Genomic DNA, 21,652 nt, shown 5'->3' on the forward strand with positions numbered 1-21,652 from the left:
CATGTCAAGTACGTTACATACCGATATCGATCCGGAAGCCTTGGCGGCGCTAGCCGAGTTTCCCGAAGATAAACCCTTGCATATGCTCAACTATATGCGATATGCCGAAATGGATCCGGAAACCGGGAAGACCGGAAGGGAAACCTATAAAGAATACATGGAAAAAGCGACGCCCTTTTTTGCGAAGATCGATGCACGGATCAGTTTTAAGGCAAGGCCCGCTTTGACGATTATTGGACCCCGTGAAGAGCAGTTATGGGACGAGATGTTGATCGTTACCTACGCCACCAAGGCAGACTTTTTTAAACTGATACGGATGGAGGGATATCCGGGCGATATCAGAAAGAAGGCTTTGGTCGATTCAAGGATCATCTGTTGTGAATAAGTTCGGTCGATGGACCTAAATTGAAGTATTATGAAGGTGAAAAATAAAGTAGTGCTCGTAACAGGTGGCGGTTCGGGTATCGGAGCTGCCACGGCAAAGCACTTTGCCGATCACGGCGCCAAAGTGGTAGTGTCGGACGTTCGGCTCGAAAAAGCCCAAAAAACGGTAGACGGGATTTTGAGCGGCAATGGCGATGCCAGTGCGATGGAAACCAATGTGGCCGATTTCAATGCCGTGGAAACCATGGTGAAGGATACGGTATCCAAATATGGCCGTTTGGATGTCATCGTAAACAATGCGGGTATCGGTCCAAGAAAAATGGCAAAGACCGCCGATGCGACCTTGGCGGATTGGGACAATGTAATTGCCGTAAACCAGACCGGTGTTTTTTACTGTATGAAAGTAGCGCTGGGCCAAATGTTGGAACAAGGGTATGGGAATATCGTAAACGTGGCTTCCTTGGCAGGGTTAAAGGCATCGCCGAACAATCTGTCCTATAGCGCCAGTAAGTTTGCCGTGGTTGGGATGACCAAGTCCGCGGCCATGGAGTATGCAACCAAAAATATTCGGGTGAACGCCGTTTGTCCAGGGTATACCGAATCGGCACTGTTGGACAAACTTCGTGCGGCAAGGCCCGATATGGACGATATTTTAAAAAGTGTCATTCCCATGAAGCGTTACGGAAATGCCATAGAAATTGCCGAGGCGATCGTGTGGCTGGCCTCCGATAGTACCCAATTTATCACAGGACAGACCATTACCCTCGACGGGGGCACTTCTTTATAATAGAAAACCGCGTTTACGGAATGCCGATACGTTAGTTCGGACCGAAACCTTAAAAGAAACACTTGAAAACAATACAGTTAACACACAAGGAACGTTATGCCATCGTGCAGCTCAACAGGGGCAAGGTCAATGCCATCAACCATGAAATGGTGCGGGAGTTGACTACCGTTTTCACCGATTTGGAAACGAATTCCAAGGTGGAAGGGGTCATAATCACGGGCATTCCACACTTTTTTTCCGCAGGTTTGGATGTTATTGAACTATACGGGTACAATGAAGCGCAGATCGCTTCTTTCTTTGAGGATTTTGGCGCCTTACATATTCGTATGGCCCGTTTCCCCAAACCTTTGGTCTGTGCCATACCGGGCTACGCACCGGCAGGAGGCTGCGTGTTTGCAATAACGGCCGACTATAGGATCATGGCCGAGGGCGATGCCTATACCATTGGATTGAACGAGGTGGCGGTAAACATTCAGATTTCCAACAATTTGATCGAAGCATATGCTTTTTGGGTCGGCAATGGAAAGGCCCATGAGTATATTTTGGATGGAAAATTGCTCCATGGCAAGGAAGCCTTGGCCAGTGGTTTGGTCAATGCCCTAGTCCCCTTGGAGGAAGTAATGCCCGTTGCCGAGAAAAAAATGGACCAGTTTTTAAAGGCCGATACCGGGATACTCCGGAATACCAAACAGAAATTGAGAAGTAGTTGGTGGAACAAGCTGGAAAACGATGCTAAAAAAGATCTTGGGGAAGCCATCGAATTGTGGTGGTCGCCGCGAATTCGTTCCAAGATGAAAGCATTTGTCGATAGTCTTCAAAAGAAATAAAATTAATTTAATTTAATACGAGAGCATAAATGAACAAACAATGGATGTTACGAAAACGACCTGAGGGAATGCCCGATGCAACAACTTGGTCGTTGGAAACGAACCCGATACCCTCACCGGGCGATGGAGAGGTATTGGTACAACAGCACTATATTTCCTTAGATCCCGCAATGCGCGGTTGGATGAACGATGCCAAATCGTATATCCCCCCGGTAGCCTTGAACGATGTAATGCGTGCCGGTTCGGTGGGCCAAGTGATCAAGGCCAACAACCACCCGGTATTCAAGGAAGGCGATTTTGTGAGCGGTTGGGGCGGCGTACAGCAATACACGGTGACCGATGGTGAAAATTGGTACCCCGTAGATGCCTCGCTCGCACCGTTGCCAATGTATATCGGTACCTTGGGTATGCCCGGTATGACGGCCTATTTCGGAATTTTACAGGAAGGAAAAATAAAAGAGGGCGATGTAGTGCTGGTTTCCGGAGCGGCCGGAGCGGTAGGAAGTATCGTTGGGCAAATCGCTAAAATTAAAGGTTGCACCGTAGTGGGGATTGCTGGCGGACCTGCCAAATGTGATTACCTGGTAAACCAGCTCGGTTTTGATGCGGCCATCGATTATAAGAGCGAAGAAATCTATGAGGCCCTAAAACGGGAATGCCCAAAAGGAATCGATGTATATTTTGATAACGTAGGCGGGGAAATCCTGGATGCGGCACTTTCCCGATTACGCATGAATTCCAGGGTTGTCATCTGTGGTGCCATTTCGCAATACAACAATCGAGAGGATGTTCGGGGGCCCAAAAATTACCTTTCACTTTTAGTGAACCGAGCCAGCATGAAGGGAATGATCGTATTCGACTATGCTGCCGGTTACAAAAAAGCCGCAAAAGAAATGGGACAATGGCTCATGGAGGGCAAATTAAAAAGTAAAGAGGATGTTTATGACGGGATCGAGCAATTTCCAGAAACATTTGCCCGATTGTTTACCGGGGAAAAAATGGGGAAATTGGTATTAAAAGTGTTGGAAGAATAACGAACTCATCTCGAAAGGATACAAAAAACAGATCAATGAGAGCAATCGTATGCAATACCTTCGGGCCGCCCTCCAGCTTAACGTTGGAGGAAGTAACACTTCCCGAGCCCGGCCCTAAGGAAGTAGTGGTGACCGTTAAGGCAAGTGGGGTAAACTTTCCCGATACGCTGATCATACAGGGGCTTTATCAGTTTAAGCCCGAATTACCGTTTACCCCTGGCAGTGATGTATCGGGAATCGTAAAATCGGTCGGCGAAGCGGTCGATCCTGTGCGCCCGGGCGATGAGGTGTTCGGATTTGTATTGAACGGCGCCTTTGCCGAGGAAGTAATTGTTCCGGCCAACGCTTGTTTTTTAAAACCACCGCAGATGGAGCATGCCATTGCCGCTTCTTTTATGATGGCCTATGGCACTTCTTACCATGCCCTAAAAGATAGGGGGCAGCTTAAAAAAGGGGAAACCTTGCTGGTGCTCGGTGCTTCTGGCGGAGTAGGGCTCGCGGCCGTAGCGTTGGGCAAGCTGATGGGAGCAACGGTCATTGCCGCAGCCTCTACAGATGATAAATTGGCATTATGCGCCGAATATGGTGCGGATGTACTGATCAATTATACCAAGGAAGATCTGAAATCCGCGATAAAGAAAAATACCGATGGTAAGGGCGTAGATGTCGTTTATGATCCGGTCGGAGGCGATTACTCCGAGGCGGCCATTCGCGGAATGGCATGGGGAGGCCGTTATTTGATCGTTGGTTTTGCGGCCGGTAATATTCCAAAAATAGCGCTCAACTTGCCGTTGCTAAAAGGATGCGCTCTCGTAGGTGTATTTTGGGGAAGTTTTGCCATGAAATCACCGGGACAAAACCAAAAAAATACCATGGACCTGATGAAATGGTATGCCGACGGTCGTATACGGCCGCACATACACCAAAGGTATTCCTTAAAGGAAGTACCCGTTGCCTTGGACGATATGATGCACAGACGGGTAAAGGGCAAAGCGGTCATCGAAATGGAAGAGCAATAGTTTGTTTTGGGAGCAGTCTTTTCTTTTCAGAATAAGCAAGGTATTAGTGTTGATTTCATATTAGGGATGATATGGACAAGAATGGAAACAAGAATAGTACAATATAAAAAGTATGCGATTAAAAGATAAAGTAGCTATAGTAACGGGCGGTGCGCGTGGCATCGGAAAAGCCGTTTCGGAATTATTCGCTAAGGAGGGTGCCACCGTGTATATTTGGGACCTTTTGGAGGAAGGTGGGCAAACCGCCGAGCAAATTACGGCCCACGGGGGAAAAGCCAGTTTTTTAATGATTTCCGTTACGGACAAGGATGCGGTACAAAAGGCGGTAGCGGATATCCATGCCCAACATGGTAAAATCGATATATTGATCAACAATGCGGGGATTACAAAAGATAAGACCCTGCAAAAAATGAGCGAGGCCGAGTGGGACGCGGTCATTGATGTAAACCTAAAAGGCGTTTTTATCTGTACCCAGGCCGTTGCCGGGTATATGAAAGAAGCAGGATACGGCAGAATTGTCTCCGCCGCCTCAAACGTTGGGCTTCGTGGGAATTTTGGGCAGACCAACTATGCGGCCACCAAAGCTGGCGTGATCGCGATGTCAAAAACATGGACGATGGAGCTAGGTAAATACGGCATTACCGCAAACGCCTTGGCACCCGGTTTCACGCTGACCGAAATGGTAAAAGCGATTCCCGAAGAACATTTGGAGACCATTAAAAAACAGATTCCGTTACAAACCGCAGCGGACCCTATCGATATTGCCTATGGATACCTGTACTTGGCTTCGGACGAGGCCCGATACGTATCCGGTATCTGTTTGACGATCGATGGTGGAATTTCAAGATAAGCGCATATGAAAACCCTCATTTGTAAAGATTTAGCCGCGTTACGGACCCATATCGGAAAACAGTTGCCCGTTGGTGAATGGGTAACCGTTACCCAACAAATGATCAATGCGTTTGCATCCGCTACCCACGATTTTCAATGGATCCATGTAGACGTGGAAAAGGCAAAAAAGTATTCGCCTTTCAAGGCTCCGGTGGCCCATGGATTTCTTTCCGTCTCCCTATTGTCAAAAATGTTGGGAGATGTGGTTACGGTAAACAGCGCGACCATGGGCGTTAATTATGGACTGAACAAAGTACGTTTTCCGAACCCCGTGATCGTTTCGAGCAAGGTACGGCTATTGAGTAAAATTGTAGGGATGGACGACTACGGCGAAAATGGCGCAAAAATTACATGGGACTGCACCATTGCAATTGAAGGGGCCGAGAAACCGGCCTGTGTCGCTGAATTTGTTTCGTTAATGTTCGAATCTTAAAAAGAAGTAAATGAAGATACTGACAACCTCGGAGAATCGTTTCTCCGATTTAGAAGATTACCCCTTTAAAGCCCATTTTTGCGAAGTGGGACAAGGACTAAAAATGCATTATGTAAAGGAAGGTAATGGTCCTACCGTACTACTGTTGCATGGCGAACCGAGCTGGTCGTATCTCTACCGGAAAATGATTCCGATTCTAGTGGAGAAGAGCTATCAGGTAATCGCTCCGGATCTGATCGGTTTTGGCAAATCGGATAAACTTGGTGCTCCGCAAGAGTATAGTTATGCAAAACATGTGGCTTGGTTAAAGCAACTTGTAACCACTTTGAAATTGACCGATATACATCTTTTTTGCCAAGATTGGGGCGGGCTGTGCGGTTTGCGTTTGGCAGCGGAAAACCAGGAACTTTTTGCAACGATTACCGCTTCCAACACTTTTGTCCCAAGAACGGGCATCAAAGCGAACGAAGCCTTTTTAAAATGGCGTCATTTTTCGCAAACGACCCCGAACTTCCATGCGGGAGGGGTACTTCAAATGGGAACGGTATCGGAACTGTCGGAACAGGCGATTGCCGCTTATGATGCCCCTTTTCCCGATGACACCTACAAAGCGGGAGCGCGGGTATTTCCAAAACTGGTTCCCTTCGATGGGGAGGATTTTGATAACGCCTTACCTGCATGCGACGCTACCTGGGCGGTTTTGGAAAAATGGGAGAAACCGTTTCTTACCCTTTTTGGTGATTCGGACCCCTTGATGAAGGGAGGCGATCTGTATTTTCAGGCGAAGGTTCCCGGGGCCCTGGGAATGCCGCACCGGACAATTGAAAAGGCCGGGCACTTTATACAGGAGGACAAAGGAGAAGAATTGGCCGAGCATTTGGCAGCTTTTTTAAAAGCGCATGCGATAGCATAAGGTTGGCCATTACCGGTCAGATACTGAGAACAATACCATTTCAAAAGTAAAATAGTATAACAAAAAGAAAACGCCCTGATATGATTCAGGGCGTTTTGGTTTAAAATATCCGATAGTTCAGGTCATCACTTTACCATTTCGTAACTTCTTTTGATAAAGTTGGTCAGTTCCTCACCTTTTAACAAGCCTTTTGACAAACGTGCCAAGTCGATTGACTGGTTGATAAGGCGTTCCCGTTTTTTGGCCGTCTTGGTATTCAAGATTTCGCCTACCAGCTCATGATTGGTATTTACGATGAGGTTGTACATTTCGGGCATACCTCCCATTCCGAACATGCCACCGCCTCCACCACTGCGTTGCATGTCTTTCATACGGCGCATAAATTCCGGCTCGGTAATGATAAACGGCGACGCGCTGCTATCCATCGCTTCCAACTGTACGGTAAAGCTTTTATCGGAGATGACTTCCTCCAAATTGGTTTTCAGCTTTTCCTTTTCCTCATCCGATAGTTTGGATATTTGGGTATCCTCTTTTTTGATCAGGTTATCCAAATGATCGGCATCCACCCGGGCGAAGGATATTTTTTCCTTTGAAGTTTCGAGCTTTTGCATCAAATGAGAGATAATGGGAGAGTCCATCAGCAATACCTCGTATCCTTTTGTCTTGGCAGCCTCGATATAGCTGTGTTGCGCATCTTTATCCGATGCATAAAGAATCACCAACTTCTCGTCTTTATCGGTTTGGGTATCCTTTAGTTTTTCTTGCAACTCTTCAAAAGTGAAATAGTTTCCGTCCACCGTTGGATAGAGGGCAAACTTATCCGCCTTTTCAAAGAATTTATCTTCGGAAAGCATGCCATATTCGATGACGATTTTAATATCGTTCCATTTTTGTTCAAAATCTTCTCGGCTGTTCTTAAACAGGGAGTTGAGCTTATCCGCTACCTTTCGGGTGATGTAGGAGGAAATTTTCTTTACGGCACCGTCAGCCTGCAGATAGGATCGCGATACGTTCAAAGGAATATCCGGAGAGTCGATCACACCACGAAGCATGGTCAGAAATTCCGGAACGATACCTTCCACATTGTCGGTGACAAAAACCTGATTCTGATACAATTGTATCTTATCTTTCTGGACATTCAGGTCATTGGTCAATTTGGGAAAATATAGGATGCCCGTTAAGTTGAACGGGTAATCTACATTCAAATGAATATGGAACAATGGTTCTTCGAACTGCATTGGATAGAGTTCGCGGTAAAACCCACTGTAATCGGCATCCTCCAAATCCGCAGGTTGCTTTGTCCACGCCGGATTTGGGTTGTTGATAATGTTATCTACCTCTTTGGTAGGAGCGGGATCTTCCTCTTTAGCGTCTTCCGGTTTTGGTAAGGTTTCCGTTTTGGTACCGAAACGAATGGGTATCGGCATAAACTTGTTGTACTTGGTCAACAGTTCGGTGATTCGGGAATCTTCCAAAAACTCTATGGAATCTTCGGCAATATGTAGAATGATCTCTGTTCCGCGGTCTTCTTTTTTTCCTTTCTTTATGGTAAACTCGGGAGATCCATCGCATGACCAATGTACCGCAGGTTCGTCCTTAAAGCTCTTGGTAATAATTTCCACGGTATGGGCCACCATAAAGGAGGAGTAAAAACCGAGTCCGAAATGGCCGATAATTCCTGCGTCTTTGGCACCGTCTTCATATTTGTTCAAAAATTCTTCGGCACCTGAAAAAGCGACTTCATTGATGTACTTTTTTACCTCGTCCTCCGTCATTCCGATACCTTGATCGATCAAATGTATCTTTTTGCCTTCCTTGTCGATTTTGATGTCGATAAGAGGATTGCCGTATTCCACCTTTGCCTCACCGATAGCGGTAAGGTGCTTTAACTTTAAGGTAGCATCGGTGGCATTGGAAATGAGCTCTCTTAGAAATATTTCGTGGTCACTGTAAAGAAACTTTTTAATCAGTGGAAAAATATTGTCCACCGACACATTAATTTTACCTGTTGCCATAATTGTTACTGCTTTATATGTTTTTAACGAATTGCGTTTTATTAAAGCCATGGAAATAACACCCATGCTTCGCGTATCCATATGTCAAAAAAAATACCATACTTCCTACACATGACAAACTGACATTTAAGGTTTGGTAATGAAGTGTCGTAAAGTTTAACAATATTTTTTGTTTAATTTTTTAGTTAATAAGTTAAACAGTATTATCTTTGAGTATGATTAGATTAAAATCTTGCTATGAAGAAGATTTTTAACATATAATCATGTTTGATTATTTATTGGTTAGGTTGTTTAAAACGTGCTTCGCCCCCGAGGCACGTTTTTATTATCTTTAAATCGACCTCGCAAGTGCAAGCGGGCCAAGAATAAAAACGATATACAAAACACACTCCGATGGCAACAAAAACAAAAAAGAAGGTAACCGAAGACCAGATTATAGCAGGGTATATGGACCATGTATTGATGACAGAACAAATTCCCACGTCCATCTACAAATTTGCCAAAGAACTAAAAATAGAGGAATCGGAATTTTACTCCTTTTTCGGGTCCATCGAAGGACTGCAAAAAGCGATATGGATAAAGTTCTACGAGAATACGGAGAGCGTTATGCTCAAAAATAAAGAATACGAGACCTTTTCGAACAAAGAAAAAATGTTGACCTTTTTCTATTCTTTTTTCGAATTGATGACCTTAAATCGAAGTTATGTGCTTTTTGCGTTGGCCCACGATAAAAATATGATGGGTGCGCCGAGCCAGTTGAAAGATTTAAAAAAACACATTGTTTCGTTTGCCAAGGAATTGATCGAGGACGGTAATGCCGAAAAGGCCTCTCGATTAACGCAACACAATCCGAAAATATTTTCCGAAGGTGCATGGCTACAGTTCGTATTTGTTTTAAAATTCTGGATGAACGATAACAGTCCAGGCTTTGAAAAAACGGATATGGCGATAGAAAAATCGATCAATACCATTTTTGACGTATTCGATAATACCCCATTGGAAAATATCATTGACTTCGGAAAATTCCTCTTCAAGGAAAGAATGGCCTAAGCGTAAGATGCCGTGACCGCTCCGTAAACCATATGTGTCAGATAATGACATCGTCGCATGTTGATGTAAACGATGTTTGAATAAACCAAAGAAAGCCTATGAAAACCCTCGACAAAATTCCGACCGGTAAAATTGAACGCGCCGGAAAACTTGTGAAAACGGGAGTCAAAATTGGGGGCAACTACGTAAAATACTACAGTAAAAAACTGGTAAATCCTGAAATGGACCGTGCCGAACTGGACGAGGATAATGCCGGTGATATCTATGACGGACTTAAAAGTTTGAAAGGTAGCGCACTCAAAGTGGCGCAGATGTTGAGTATGGAAAAAAACCTGCTGCCCAATGCTTATGTAGAAAAGTTTTCCTTATCCCAATTTTCAGTTCCCCCATTGTCGGCCCCTTTAGTGCGCAAAACCTTTAAAAAATATTTGGGAAAATATCCAGAGGATATTTTTGACACGTTCGAAAAAGATTCGGTAAATGCCGCAAGTATCGGTCAGGTGCATAAGGCCACCAAGGACGGCAAACAGCTAGCGGTTAAAATTCAATATCCTGGTGTCGCCAAAAGCATCAGTAGCGACCTTGCCTTGGTAAAGCCGATAGCGATACGGATGTTCAATATTAAGGGAAAGGATTCCGATAAATATTTTAAGGAGGTAGAGTATAAGCTTATTGAGGAGACCAATTATATCCTTGAGGTGCAGCAGAGCAAAGAAATTACCCAGGCCTGCGCCCACATCGAAAATTTGGAATTTCCGGAATACTATGAGGAAATGTCCAGTGAAAAAATCATTACCATGCAATGGATGCAGGGGATGCATTTGAGCGAGTTCGCCAAAACCGATTTCACCCCCGAAATGGGCAATCGCTTGGGACAGACCCTATGGGATTTTTATATGTTTCAGATCCATGGTTTGCGCAAGGTGCATGCCGATCCCCATCCCGGTAACTTTTTGATCAGCGATGCCGGAAGGTTGATAGCCATTGATTTTGGATGCATCAAGGAAGTGCCCGATTCTTTTTACTATCCCTATTTTGAGTTGGCAAAAAAGGAAAACATAGATAACGATGACCTCTTTCGCGAGAAATTGGTTCAGCTAGAGATTCTGACCCCTACGGATACACCAAAAGAAACTACCTTCTTCACCGACCTTTTTAGAGAGCTGCTCACGCTTTTTACGGCACCTTTTAATGCGGAGGAGTTCGATTTTGGCGCAGATGAATTTTGGATGCGGATCGCCTCCCTTAGTGAGCGTTTTTCAAAAGACGAACAGCTACGGAGGATGAACGGCAATCGAGGATCCAAGCATTTCCTGTATATGAACAGAACCTTCTTTGGGCTATACAATCTATTGCACGATCTTAGGGCAAAAGTAGATGTTAACCACTTTCGCAAGTATTTGGCAGACCAAAGTTAATACCAGCTAAAGGAGCGATATAATTTTCAGTATATTAGTCTGAAGTTTAATCGTTCCGTATACCGCAACACAATCAACCAAAGTATGTACAATTCAAAAATTATAGGGTTAGGACATTACGTGCCCGAAAATGTAGTGACCAACAACGACCTCTCCAAGGTAATGGACACCAATGATGCTTGGATTCAGGAGCGCACGGGAATCAAGGAAAGGCGTCATGTGGTCAAAGGGGATGGCGATACCACCACTACCATGGGCGTTAAAGCCGCCAAGGTGGCCATCGATCGTGCGGGTATCGACAAAGACGATATCGACTTTATCATTTTTGCAACCTTGAGTCCGGATTATTACTTTCCAGGTCCAGGGGTATTGGTACAGCGCGATCTCGGTATTAAAACCGTAGGGGCGCTCGATGTTAGAAACCAATGTTCCGGTTTTATCTATGCCCTTTCCGTTGCCGATCAATATATTAAAAGTGGGATGTACAAAAATGTATTGGTCATCGGTTCCGAACTGCATTCCCACGGATTGGATATGACCACACGCGGTAGAGGGGTTTCCGTTATTTTTGGAGATGGTGCCGGAGCAGCGGTATTGTCCCGTGAGGAAAACCGCGACTCGGGAATTTTATCCACACACTTACATTCCGAGGGGCAACACGCCGAAGAACTCAGTTTGATCGCCCCGGGAATGGGCAAACGATGGGTGACCGATATCATTGCCGACAATGATGCGGACGACGAATCGTATTTTCCCTATATGAACGGACAGTTCGTGTTTAAGAATGCCGTAGTCCGCTTTAGCGAGGTCATCAACGAAGGCTTGGCCGCAAACAATATGAATGCAGGGGATATTGACCTATTGGTGCCCCACCAGGCCAACCTAAGAATATCGCAATTTGTGCAAAAACAGTTTCGGTTGCGAGACGATCAGGTCTATAACAATATTATGAACTACGGAAACACAACGGCCGCATCCATACCCATTGCACTTACCGAGGCCTGGGAACAGGAAAAAGTAAAAAAAGGCGATGTAGTGGTATTGGCCGCCTTTGGAAGTGGATTTACGTGGGGCAGTGCCATTATCAAATGGTAAGTATCCCAGTGTACTATTTTGAATGGTAAGGAAATTACGGCAACGGATGCAAAAGTTCGGTGAATTGAATATTGTTATGGTTTACTCTTTTGTTTTCATCAGAATTAGACGGATGGGGAAGGGCATAAACGATAAAACCCTGACATTGCTGCCAGGGTCTCTTTCGTCGATTTTGCTATACTAAACACTAACCATTAACTATAAACATATAGCTATATCAACGACTTATCGTTATCTTCTTTTGATGTACCTTATTTCAATAGACGTTAAGTTTGGAATATCGTTACAGTAATTGTACAAACTTTAACATCTTAGTCCTTAATATGGAAAAAACACTCGTTTTTGGCGCTTCTTTAAAACCCCAAAGATACAGTAATATGGCGGTGAATCGTTTAAGAAGCCATAACCTTAAAACTGAAGCATTTGGTATTAAAGGGGGTAACATAAGGGATGTACAAATTAAGACCAATTTGGATGATTTTCAAAATATTCATACCGTTACTTTGTACATGAACCCAAAGCGCCAAGCGGGGTATTATCGACAAATACTGGAGCTACATCCCAAAAGGGTCATTTTTAATCCGGGCACGGAAAACCCTGAATTTTATAAAATACTGGAAAATAGGGGGATAGCAGTGGTGATTGCCTGTACTCTAGTGTTGTTGTCTACCGGACAGTATTGGGAGTGAAAGTAAGATTCAGGATATCCGGCCGAGAAAAATTTAACATTTCAAAAATGTTCAACTCAAAGATTTATAAGTGTTTACGTTACATTTTTGTAAGAATTGTTGGTCGTTTTACGAATTGCTAGCAGTCCTATAAACGTGAACAGTCCGTTTAGCGGCAATAATTCGTATCCTATTTGATATCCGCCCAAAAACTTCGCCGGTATTTGGGAAATACAAAAAATCATTACTACGGAGGTCAAGGCAACGACCCAAACATAACGATCTTTCACTTGTAACTTGGTGAATATCCCAAAGGAGAACAACCCCAACAGGGGGCCGTAGGTGAAGCCGGCAACTTGCAGCAGACCATCGATAACGTTGGTGTCCAGAACATGCTTAAAAACAATGACGACCACGATCAGTAACAAGCTCATGCCAATATGTACGGTCTTTCTGAGACGAAGCCGTTGGCGCTCTGGCCTTTTTTCTATTCCCAAAAAGTCCACACAAAACGAGGTGGTAAGTGAGGTCAGGGCACTATCCGCGCTGCTATATGCCGCCGCGATCAAGCCCAACATGAACGTAACCGCTACCAAGGACCCCAGGCCGGTGTTCAAGGCAATTTCCGGAAACAATAGATCGGACTTTGGTGTACCGTTCATTAGCGGTACGGCTATTTGGTTCGCTTTTGCATACAAAAACAACAATCCTCCCAAAACCATGAACAGGAAGGTGACCACCACCAAAACAACGCTAAAACTCAGCATGTTTTTTTGCGCATCTTTTAAGGTATTACAGGTCAAATTTTTCTGCATCATATCCTGGTCCAGTCCGGTCATGCAAACAGTGATGAAAATTCCGCCTAAAAACGATTTTAAAAAATGATTTTTAGCGTTGATATCGTCGGTGAAAAAGATTTTATCGTATCCTTCCAACGCATCGCTGCTTAGCACCTGTATAAAATCCAGACCGAGCTCATCAAGAATAAAGTAAATGGATAGTCCTACCGAAACGAGCATGAACAGCGTCTGAAGGGTGTCCGTCCATACAATGGTTTTAATACCTCCTTTTTTGGTGTAGATCCAAATCAGTGAAATGGAAAGGGCAACGGTAACTTCAAAGGGCACGTTCCATGCGTCGAACACGAACTGCTGCAATACAATGGCGACCAAAAACAACCTAAAGGCCGCGCCGAGCACACGTGAAATAAAAAAGGACAGGGCGCCTACTTTATGGCTTACGAATCCAAAACGCTGTGCTAGATATTCGTAAATAGAGGTCACGTTTTGTTTGTAATACACAGGTAACAATACGTAAGCTGTTATAAGGTAACCGACAAAATACCCCAAAACGACCTGCATATAACTGAACTGGGAAGCTTCTACCCAACCCGGAACGGAGATAAACGTAACACCCGAGAGCGATGCGCCTACCATTCCAAAGGCGACTACAAACCAAGGCGAGCGTTTTCCGGCCTTAAAAAAGTCGGTATTGGAATCCTTTTTCCCCGTAAAATAGGCAATTGCCAAAAGCAAAATGAAATACCCCCCGATCAATAGAATGATGTGAAATGGCTGCATAAGCTATTTTTGATTTCCGAAAAGTACGAAATACGACCGGTAACTCTTTTGGGATGAAATGAAAATCGAATTTCCATGGTCGACCGTGGGTGGATTGAAGTAGCTAATCCGGTGGTTACTTTTCAGCTGTTCTTCTTTGAAAATATAACCCACGCTAAGGCAGTGCTGAGATCCCCGGACAAGCCGAGGACAGGCTTTTGCCTTGGACAACTAAAAAACAATTCAATTGCTATACGTACCATTTTAAAGTTAAAATGGTATAAAGCGAAAATTGATTGTAATTTTACCAAGAATTGCGACTAAAACGGAAAAATGGATTTTTCTTCCAAATTATTGGAGAACGCTGTAAATGAAATGGCCCAACTACCGGGAATCGGTAAACGCACGGCACTTCGCTTGGTATTGCACCTATTAAAGCAACCGGCGGAACGCACTACCTTGCTTGCCGGTTCATTGGTACAGCTAAAGGAGAATATCAAGTTTTGCGGCAATTGCCACAACATTTCGGACGTAGCCTTGTGCGAACTTTGTTCCAATACCAAACGGGACCGTAGTGTGGTATGTGTGGTGGAGGATGTTCGGGATGTTATGGCCATTGAAAATACCGGACAGTTTAAAGGCCTGTACCATGTGTTGGGCGGTAAAATATCACCGATGGAGGGTGTGGGGCCACAAGAATTGCAAATAGACACCTTGGTGGCAAAGGCCAAGTTGGGGGAGATCAAGGAATTGGTTTTTGCATTGAGCCCCACTATGGAAGGCGATACGACCAACTTTTATATCTTCAGACAATTGAACGGACTTGATATTCGAACCTCTACGATCGCACGGGGCATATCGGTCGGGGACGAATTGGAATATGCCGATGAAGTTACTTTGGGAAGAAGTATCGTAAATCGAATTCCATTTGAAGGTTCTCTTAGAACCTGAAAAGTGGTTTTTGATAGGGAAAAACCAGAATAGAGTGCAATTATTTGCTATTTTTGCAATCGAAATAGATAAAAGAGCATATAAATTAGGAATATGTCAAAATTTGAATTGAAACTACCGCGAATGGGGGAGAGTGTTGCCGAAGCAACTTTGACCGCTTGGTTGAAGGAAGTGGGCGATACCATAGCGATGGACGAGGCGGTTTTGGAAATTGCCACGGATAAGGTAGATTCGGAAGTGCCCAGCGAAGTGGAGGGGGTATTGTTGGAAAAACGTTTTGGTGTTGACGATATCATTAAAGTAGGCGAAACCATAGCTATTATAGAGACCGATGCCATCGTCGAAACGGTCGCTGTTTCAGATAACGGTAACGAAACCGATTCGGAGCCCCATTCGGATGTAGCCATCGAGGCTGCCACAGCAATTGAGGAAAGCATTGAAATCGTTCAAAAGGAGGCAACCACAGCTTCGGAAAGCGTATCGGATAATACCCGTTTTTATTCCCCTTTGGTAAAGAATATTGCAAAGGAAGAAGGGGTGTCTACCGCGGAGTTGGACGCAATTGCGGGTTCTGGAAAAGGAGGGAGGGTCTCCAAGAACGATATTTTGGCCTATATCGAAAATCGAAAGAGTGGTGCCGCTCCGGTAGCGGCTACCCCCGTAATATCACAAAATGGCGGTGGGCCCAGTACGGAAGTCAAAGTGGCGCCGGAACGCCCCAAACCAACGCCGCAGGTATCCGTTTCAGGCGGTGACGAGGTAATCGAAATGTCGCGCATGGGCAAATTGATCGCCAAACACATGGTAGAAAGCGTCGCTACCTCTGCCCACGTTCAGAGTTTTATTGAAGTGGATGTCACCAATTTGGTGAACTGGCGAAAGAAAAACAAAGATAGCTTTGAAAAAAGGGAGGGAGAAAAGTTGACCTTTACCCCAATTTTTATGGAAGCCGTTGCCAAAGCATTGAAAACGTATCCTTTAATGAACATCTCCGTAAAGGGCGACCAGGTAATCAAAAAGAAAAATATCAATATAGGAATGGCGGCCGCATTGCCCGATGGTAACTTGATTGTTCCCGTAATCAAAAATGCGGACCAATTGAATCTGGTCGGTATGGCAAAAGTAGTTAACGACCTGGCCGATCGTGCGCGTTCCAATTCCTTAAAACCCGACGAAATCCAGGATGGTACCTATACGGTAACCAATGTAGGAACCTTTGGCAGTGTTTTCGGTACGCCCATCATCAACCAGCCACAAGTTGGAATTTTGGCACTGGGCGCCATAAGAAAGGTGCCCGCGGTAATTGAAACGGAAGAAGGCGACTTTATCGGTATCCGAAGTAAAATGTACCTATCGCATAGTTACGACCATCGTGTGGTAAACGGAGCGCTCGGTAGTATGTTTGCCAAAGCGATAGCCGATAATCTAGAGGCCTGGGATCCTAATAGGGAAATATAAGCTTTCCAACAGCGCCTTCATTGCGGCATAAAAACCGATTTTTTCGTTGCCAAATAAAAAGCGTGGGCGCGCTCTTATGGGAAAGGTTTCACCCCATCTTAACAAAGGCACTTTTTGGGAGCGCCTTACACAACGTACAAAGTAAAATGAGAACAATTGAGTAACTGTTTTAGCATGATGTTGAAACATTCCCAGTAGCGACTGCTATTATAATATGCTCAATAAACTTTGGCTTTCCCTGCCTTTTAGTGGGACTTGCAAGATTTGACGGTGCAATTACCATAAAAGTACGTTGCTAAGCTGGAGCTTTCCCATTTTAATACGCATCTAAACCACTATATTTGCCGAAATAATTCCCAAATGCAACTACAACTGACCCGCCCCATTTGTTTCTTCGATTTGGAAACAACGGGAACCAATATTGCCAAGGACCGTATAGTCGAAATCGCTATCCTAAAGGTATACCCGAACGGCAACAAGGAAAGTAAAACATGGTTGGTAAATCCTGAAATGCCCATACCCGAAGAGGTTTCGGCCATTCATGGGATTACTGACGAACAGGTGGCCCAAGAGCCTACTTTCAAGGACCTTTCCAAGGATGTCTATAAAATGATCAAGGATTGTGATTTGGGCGGTTTTAATTCCGATCGCTTCGATATTCCTTTGCTGGCGGAAGAGATGTTACGCGCGGATGTCGATTTTGACATGAAAAGTATGGCCGCGATCGATGTGCAGACCATCTTTCATAAAAAGGAAAAACGCACCTTAGGGGCCGCGTATAAGTTTTACTGTGGAAAGGAGTTGGTCGATGCCCATAGCGCCGAGGCCGATACCCTTGCTACATACGAGGTGTTGTTATCGCAACTGGACCGTTATCCCGAACTGGAAAACAACGTAAAAAAGCTGGCCGCTTTTTCCACGCATCGCAGATTTGTGGACTTTGCCGGTTTTATCGCTTTGGATGAAGAGGATAATGAGGTTTTCGCCTTTGGGAAACACAAGGGCAAAAAAGTGCATGAGGTGCTCGAGAAGGAGCCGGGATACTTTGGTTGGATATTGAACGCCGATTTTCCCTTGTATACCAAAAAAGTACTGACACAAATTAAGCTAAGCGGTTTAAACAATAAGTTTTAGGCAATGCGACTCTTTTTCTGGTTTTCCATTCTTTTCCTAGGGCAGCTCGGCGCTCAAGAAACCTTGTTTGAAGGCCATATTTACGATGCCAAGACCAAAGCGCCCATACCCTATGTAAACCTGAGTTTTTTAAATACCTTAAAAGGGACTTCCACTGATGAGAACGGGCATTTTTATCTCGATGTTCCCACTGCATATCTAGAAAAACAGGTACACCTGTCTTCTTTGGGATATAATGACACTATTGTAACCGCTGCAAAATTGCATCGCGCGAAGCGTTTTAAAATGGCGCCCGAATCCTTTGCCTTGGAAGAAGTGGTCGTTTCCAAAAAACTGAGCAAGGCCATTTTTTTGAACCCTATTTCCAGTTATAGTCTGTCCAGTGGTTTTGCCTCGTCCGATACCCCTTGGGTACTTGCACTCTATTTTCCGAATATTGGGCAACAAGAAAAGGTGTTGGACGTGGTAACTATATTCCAAAGGCCGAACGTTGCCTTTAAAAGGGATTCGGCCAGTTTCCGACTTCGCGTTTACGATGTGGAACCCGGTACCAAAAAACCGGGAAGGGATATTTTGAGGGAAAGTATGGTACTACGAACCGATAAAAACCAAGAATACATTTCCGTGGACTTGTCCGACCTGCAATTGAAAATGCCCAAGGGAGGAGTCTTTATCGGGCTGGAATGGCTTTTTGTGCCCAGCAATTGGTATACCAATACATACGAACATCCAATATCCAAACAAAAGGTGTTAGAAGATCGGTTCGCCCCGACCTTTGGGGCCGTCTTTACTAAAAACCAAAATTTTAGGGCCATGGTCTATGGAATGGGCGAATGGACCGATTTTGTTACAAAATCAAAGGATTACGCGGAAAATTTGATACCGGCGATCAGTTTAAAGGTACTGCGAAACTAAGCGCGGTAATACGGCGCGTAGATAACATAACCCCAAAGAAGTATGAAACTCATTTGTATCGGTCGTAACTATACCGACCATATTAACGAATTGGCAAACGAAAAACCGGAAGCCCCGGTAGTATTTATAAAGCCCGATTCCGCTATTTTACCCAAAGAACAGGATTTTTACATTCCCGAGTTTACCCAAGAGGTGCATTATGAGGTAGAGGTGTTGGTCAAGATCAAAAAAGTTGGGAAGCACATTCACGAAAAATTTGCACATACCTACTACGACGAAATTGGACTTGGAATTGACTTTACGGCCAGGGACCTGCAGGCACAACTCAAGGAAAAAGGGTTACCTTGGGAAAAAGCGAAGGGTTTTGATGGCGCGGCCGTAATAGGAAATTGGCAGGCAAAGTCAGATTATACCGATGTGGACGACCTTAACTTTTCACTTCTGAAAAATGGGCAGGTCGTTCAAAACGGAACTACTTCCATGATGCTGTGGAAGATAGATGAACTGGTATCCTATGTTTCTCAATTTTTCACCTTAAAAAAGGGAGATGTGATTTTTACCGGAACACCTGCGGGGGTTGGTAAAATACAGGCAAATGACTATCTTTCGGGTATATTGGAAGGGAATGAATTGTTCAACTTAAAAATTAAGTGATGATTTACAGTTTGGATAAGATTAATGAAATGGCCGAGGGGGACGAGGAATTTGTTCAGTCTGTTATCGCAGTTTTTTTGGAGGAAGTACCTACCGATCTAGAACTTTTGGAAGGCGCCCTAAAACGAAAAAACTACGAACAGGTGTACAAGTTGGCCCACAAGATCAAACCAAATGTAGATCTTTTAGGTATGGAGCAGACCCGTGCCGCCGCCCTGGAAATAGAAACCTTGGGCAAAAGTGAGTCCAATATGTCCGAAATCGAAAGAATCTTTCCGGTACTACAAAAGGATATTGCTCAGGTAGTATCCGAGTTGAAGAAAGATTTTAACCTCTAATGCAGGCTGAAATCATTACCATTGGGGACGAAATCCTCATTGGGCAGATTGTGGATACCAATTCCGCTTTTATAGCGAAGGAGTTGAACAAAATAGGCATTTCCGTATACCAAATAACTTCTGTACAGGACGAGCGACAACATATTTTAAAGGCGTTGAAAGCGGCCGGTGACCATGCGGATATCGTGATATGTACCGGTGGATTGGGGCCGACCAAGGACGATATTACCAAACATACTTTTTGCGAGTTCTTTAACGATACCTTGGTGCGGAACGAGGCGGTTTTGGCGCATGTTGAATACCTTTTTGAAAAATACATTAAAAGCACGACCATTTCCGATGTCAATCGGCAGCAGGCCATGGTGCCTTCCCGTGCAGAGGTGCTTAAAAATGAATACGGTACTGCACCGGGAATGTGGATCAAAGGAGAACATGCGGTATATGTATCCCTGCCCGGAGTTCCTTTTGAAATGAAGAACCTGATAAAAAATCAGGTCGTCCCCAAGATAATGGACACCTTTGAAAGGCCGCACATTCTGCACAGAACCTTGGTTACCTATGGAAGGGGCGAAAGTGCCATCGCCGAGGATATTGCCGATTGGGAAGCAAATTTGCCCGATACCATAAAATTGGCCTATCTGCCAAATCTGGGAAAAGTACGCCTGCGATTGAGTGCGAAAGGGACGGACAAGGCGCTCATGGAAAAAACGATGGAGGCGCAATTGCAACAACTTTATCCACTTATTAAGGACATTTTATACGGAGAGGAAGACGAAGAGACCCTTGAGGCTGTTGTAGGCAAATTGTTCGTGAAAAAGAAACGCACCTTGGCCACCGCAGAGAGCTGCACGGGTGGAAAAATTGCCCAGCAACTGACGGCGATTCCGGGAGCATCGGCATATTTTAAGGGGAGTGTGGTGAGTTATGCCACCGAAACCAAAGTAACCGTCCTAAATGTTCCGGAAAGGATAATAGCCGATCATTCGGTAGTAAGCAAAGAAGTGGCCATGGCCATGGCCGGGAACGTTCGAGAATTGTTGGGTTCCGATTACGCTATCGCCACCACGGGAAATGCCGGACCATCCAAGGGCGATTCCGAGGCACCGGTAGGAACGGTATATATCGCCATAGCAACGCCGGATGGGATATATGCCGAACATTTTATGATGGGAAACCACCGGGACCGCGTGGTCCAAAAGACCGTTCATAAGGCTTTGGAAATGATGCAAAAAGAAATTTCAAAAATCTGAAGTAGAATGTTGTCCGTCCGGTAAAAATGATATAAATTTGCATCCTGTTTAAAAAAATCAGCGTAATGTCAAAAGTTTGCGAAATTACCGGAAAGAAAGCGATGACCGGAAACAACGTATCGTTTTCTATCAACAAGACCAAGAGAAGATTTGATGTGAATCTTTCCAAAAAGCGTTTTTATATTCCTGAAGAAGACCGATGGGTAACGTTGAAGGTATCTGCAAAAGGATTGAAAATAATCAACAAAAGAGGAATTTCCGCTGTTTTGAAAGAAGCAAAGCAGAAAGGATTGGTAAAATAAGCCTTAAAATAGTTTAGGTATGGCAAAGAAAGGAAATAGGGTTCAGGTAATCTTGGAGTGCACGGAGCATAAAGAATCCGGACAGGCGGGAACATCTCGTTACATTACCACGAAAAACAAAAAGAATACTCCCGAACGTATGGAGTTGAAAAAATACAACCCCATTCTGAGGAGAATGACGGTACACAAAGAAATTAAGTAATTGGAATTTTAAAAGGGAAATTCGATAGCATAACAATTTAGTCATGGCAAAGAAAACGGTAGCAAGTTTACAGACAAGTTCAAAAAGGCTTACAAAAGCGATCAAAATGGTAAAATCGCCAAAGACCGGAGCGTATACATTTTCGGAATCGATAATGACGCCAGAGGCCGTTAACGAGTGGTTGGCCAAAAAGTAGCCATTCCCGTTTTTACGATATATAGGGCTGCCTTCGAAAGAGGGCAGCTTTTTTTATGCCTGCACCGGAACCGAACGATGTGCAAGGCGATGCATCAAAATAGACGTAGGGGCATTCCTAGTTTTGGGTTCCCGATTTGCCGTTTACTTTCTTATATTT

General features: G+C 44.4%; 24 protein-coding genes. 22 read left to right on the forward strand and 2 right to left on the reverse strand.

Going from position 1 to position 21,652, the window contains the following annotated elements:
* The first annotated feature begins 1 nt into the window (after nt 1).
* The 8 genes from ACRD7P_RS17325 to ACRD7P_RS17360 all read left to right on the forward strand — a co-directional run bounded on the left by ACRD7P_RS17325 (nt 2) and on the right by ACRD7P_RS17360 (nt 6,288).
* Nucleotides 2-385, forward strand: coding sequence for a hypothetical protein (locus ACRD7P_RS17325; RefSeq protein WP_430908939.1), 384 nt, complete (start codon nt 2-4; stop codon nt 383-385).
* 30 nt (nt 386-415) lie between these two features.
* On the forward strand, nt 416-1,171 hold the full coding sequence (locus tag ACRD7P_RS17330) for an SDR family NAD(P)-dependent oxidoreductase (RefSeq protein WP_430908940.1): 756 nt from the start codon (nt 416-418) through the stop codon (nt 1,169-1,171).
* 62 nt (nt 1,172-1,233) lie between these two features.
* Nucleotides 1,234-1,998, forward strand: coding sequence for an enoyl-CoA hydratase/isomerase family protein (locus ACRD7P_RS17335; protein WP_430908941.1), 765 nt, complete (start codon nt 1,234-1,236; stop codon nt 1,996-1,998).
* A 29-nt stretch (nt 1,999-2,027) separates the two neighbouring features.
* Entirely contained in the window at nt 2,028-3,032 is a 1,005-nt protein-coding gene (locus tag ACRD7P_RS17340; protein WP_430908942.1) for an NADP-dependent oxidoreductase, read from the forward strand.
* A gap of 35 nt (nt 3,033-3,067) precedes the next feature.
* Complete coding sequence (locus ACRD7P_RS17345) at nt 3,068-4,051, forward strand: NADPH:quinone oxidoreductase family protein (RefSeq protein WP_430908943.1); 984 nt, start codon at nt 3,068-3,070, stop codon at nt 4,049-4,051.
* A gap of 112 nt (nt 4,052-4,163) precedes the next feature.
* Complete coding sequence (fabG, locus tag ACRD7P_RS17350) at nt 4,164-4,901, forward strand: 3-oxoacyl-ACP reductase FabG (protein WP_430908944.1); 738 nt, start codon at nt 4,164-4,166, stop codon at nt 4,899-4,901.
* Nucleotides 4,902-4,907: 6 nt separating this feature from the next.
* Nucleotides 4,908-5,375: a MaoC family dehydratase gene (locus ACRD7P_RS17355; protein ID WP_430908945.1), complete on the forward strand. Its 468-nt coding sequence runs from the start codon at nt 4,908-4,910 to the stop codon at nt 5,373-5,375.
* 10 nt (nt 5,376-5,385) lie between these two features.
* A complete protein-coding gene (locus ACRD7P_RS17360) occupies nt 5,386-6,288 on the forward strand; it encodes a haloalkane dehalogenase (protein ID WP_430908946.1) in 903 nt (300 codons plus the stop codon).
* A gap of 125 nt (nt 6,289-6,413) precedes the next feature.
* Here ACRD7P_RS17360 and htpG read toward each other — a convergent pair whose 3' ends face one another.
* A complete protein-coding gene (gene htpG / locus ACRD7P_RS17365; protein WP_430908948.1) occupies nt 6,414-8,303 on the reverse strand; it encodes a molecular chaperone HtpG in 1,890 nt (629 codons plus the stop codon).
* Between the two features lie 393 nt (nt 8,304-8,696).
* Between htpG and ACRD7P_RS17370 the strand changes: the two genes are divergently transcribed.
* The 4 genes from ACRD7P_RS17370 to ACRD7P_RS17385 all read left to right on the forward strand — a co-directional run bounded on the left by ACRD7P_RS17370 (nt 8,697) and on the right by ACRD7P_RS17385 (nt 12,555).
* The gene (locus ACRD7P_RS17370; RefSeq protein ID WP_430908949.1) at nt 8,697-9,353 is read left to right on the forward strand and encodes a TetR family transcriptional regulator C-terminal domain-containing protein; all 657 of its coding nucleotides are present in this window, start codon (nt 8,697-8,699) and stop codon (nt 9,351-9,353) included.
* Between the two features lie 98 nt (nt 9,354-9,451).
* The gene (locus ACRD7P_RS17375; RefSeq protein ID WP_430908950.1) at nt 9,452-10,771 is read left to right on the forward strand and encodes an ABC1 kinase family protein; all 1,320 of its coding nucleotides are present in this window, start codon (nt 9,452-9,454) and stop codon (nt 10,769-10,771) included.
* An 84-nt stretch (nt 10,772-10,855) separates the two neighbouring features.
* Nucleotides 10,856-11,866 carry a 3-oxoacyl-ACP synthase III family protein gene (locus tag ACRD7P_RS17380; RefSeq protein ID WP_430908951.1) on the forward strand — a complete coding sequence of 337 codons (1,011 nt, stop codon included), beginning with the start codon at nt 10,856-10,858 and terminating at the stop codon, nt 11,864-11,866.
* Between the two features lie 323 nt (nt 11,867-12,189).
* Complete coding sequence (locus ACRD7P_RS17385) at nt 12,190-12,555, forward strand: CoA-binding protein (protein ID WP_430908953.1); 366 nt, start codon at nt 12,190-12,192, stop codon at nt 12,553-12,555.
* A 74-nt stretch (nt 12,556-12,629) separates the two neighbouring features.
* Here the strand turns inward: ACRD7P_RS17385 and ACRD7P_RS17390 are convergent, their stop codons facing one another.
* Nucleotides 12,630-14,114, reverse strand: coding sequence for a sodium:solute symporter (locus tag ACRD7P_RS17390; RefSeq protein WP_430908954.1), 1,485 nt, complete (start codon nt 14,112-14,114; stop codon nt 12,630-12,632).
* 312 nt (nt 14,115-14,426) lie between these two features.
* Between ACRD7P_RS17390 and recR the strand changes: the two genes are divergently transcribed.
* The 10 genes from recR to ACRD7P_RS17440 all read left to right on the forward strand — a co-directional run bounded on the left by recR (nt 14,427) and on the right by ACRD7P_RS17440 (nt 21,493).
* Nucleotides 14,427-15,044, forward strand: a complete 618-nt coding sequence (recR, locus tag ACRD7P_RS17395) for a recombination mediator RecR (RefSeq protein ID WP_430908955.1) — start codon at nt 14,427-14,429, stop codon at nt 15,042-15,044.
* A gap of 93 nt (nt 15,045-15,137) precedes the next feature.
* On the forward strand, nt 15,138-16,502 hold the full coding sequence (locus ACRD7P_RS17400; protein ID WP_430908956.1) for a dihydrolipoamide acetyltransferase family protein: 1,365 nt from the start codon (nt 15,138-15,140) through the stop codon (nt 16,500-16,502).
* 360 nt (nt 16,503-16,862) lie between these two features.
* Nucleotides 16,863-17,636, forward strand: coding sequence for an exonuclease domain-containing protein (locus ACRD7P_RS17405; RefSeq protein WP_430908957.1), 774 nt, complete (start codon nt 16,863-16,865; stop codon nt 17,634-17,636).
* Between the two features lie 3 nt (nt 17,637-17,639).
* The gene (locus ACRD7P_RS17410; protein ID WP_430908958.1) at nt 17,640-18,551 is read left to right on the forward strand and encodes a carboxypeptidase-like regulatory domain-containing protein; all 912 of its coding nucleotides are present in this window, start codon (nt 17,640-17,642) and stop codon (nt 18,549-18,551) included.
* 42 nt (nt 18,552-18,593) lie between these two features.
* On the forward strand, nt 18,594-19,205 hold the full coding sequence (locus ACRD7P_RS17415; protein ID WP_430908959.1) for a fumarylacetoacetate hydrolase family protein: 612 nt from the start codon (nt 18,594-18,596) through the stop codon (nt 19,203-19,205).
* Nucleotides 19,205-19,543, forward strand: coding sequence for an Hpt domain-containing protein (locus ACRD7P_RS17420; protein ID WP_430908960.1), 339 nt, complete (start codon nt 19,205-19,207; stop codon nt 19,541-19,543). Before ACRD7P_RS17415 ends, ACRD7P_RS17420 begins: the two co-directional genes overlap by 1 nt.
* Entirely contained in the window at nt 19,543-20,793 is a 1,251-nt protein-coding gene (locus ACRD7P_RS17425; RefSeq protein WP_430908961.1) for a competence/damage-inducible protein A, read from the forward strand. The genes ACRD7P_RS17420 and ACRD7P_RS17425 overlap by 1 nt, the downstream gene beginning before the upstream one ends.
* 65 nt (nt 20,794-20,858) lie before the next feature.
* On the forward strand, nt 20,859-21,095 hold the full coding sequence (gene rpmB, locus ACRD7P_RS17430) for a 50S ribosomal protein L28 (RefSeq protein ID WP_430908963.1): 237 nt from the start codon (nt 20,859-20,861) through the stop codon (nt 21,093-21,095).
* Nucleotides 21,096-21,114: 19 nt separating this feature from the next.
* Complete coding sequence (gene rpmG, locus ACRD7P_RS17435) at nt 21,115-21,297, forward strand: 50S ribosomal protein L33 (protein WP_430908965.1); 183 nt, start codon at nt 21,115-21,117, stop codon at nt 21,295-21,297.
* Nucleotides 21,298-21,340: 43 nt separating this feature from the next.
* Nucleotides 21,341-21,493 carry a DUF4295 domain-containing protein gene (locus ACRD7P_RS17440; RefSeq protein ID WP_430908966.1) on the forward strand — a complete coding sequence of 51 codons (153 nt, stop codon included), beginning with the start codon at nt 21,341-21,343 and terminating at the stop codon, nt 21,491-21,493.
* Nucleotides 21,494-21,652: the final 159 nt, after the last annotated feature.

The organism is Maribacter sp. 2-571 (assembly GCF_050589625.1).
GTDB lineage: Bacteria > Bacteroidota > Bacteroidia > Flavobacteriales > Flavobacteriaceae > Pelagihabitans.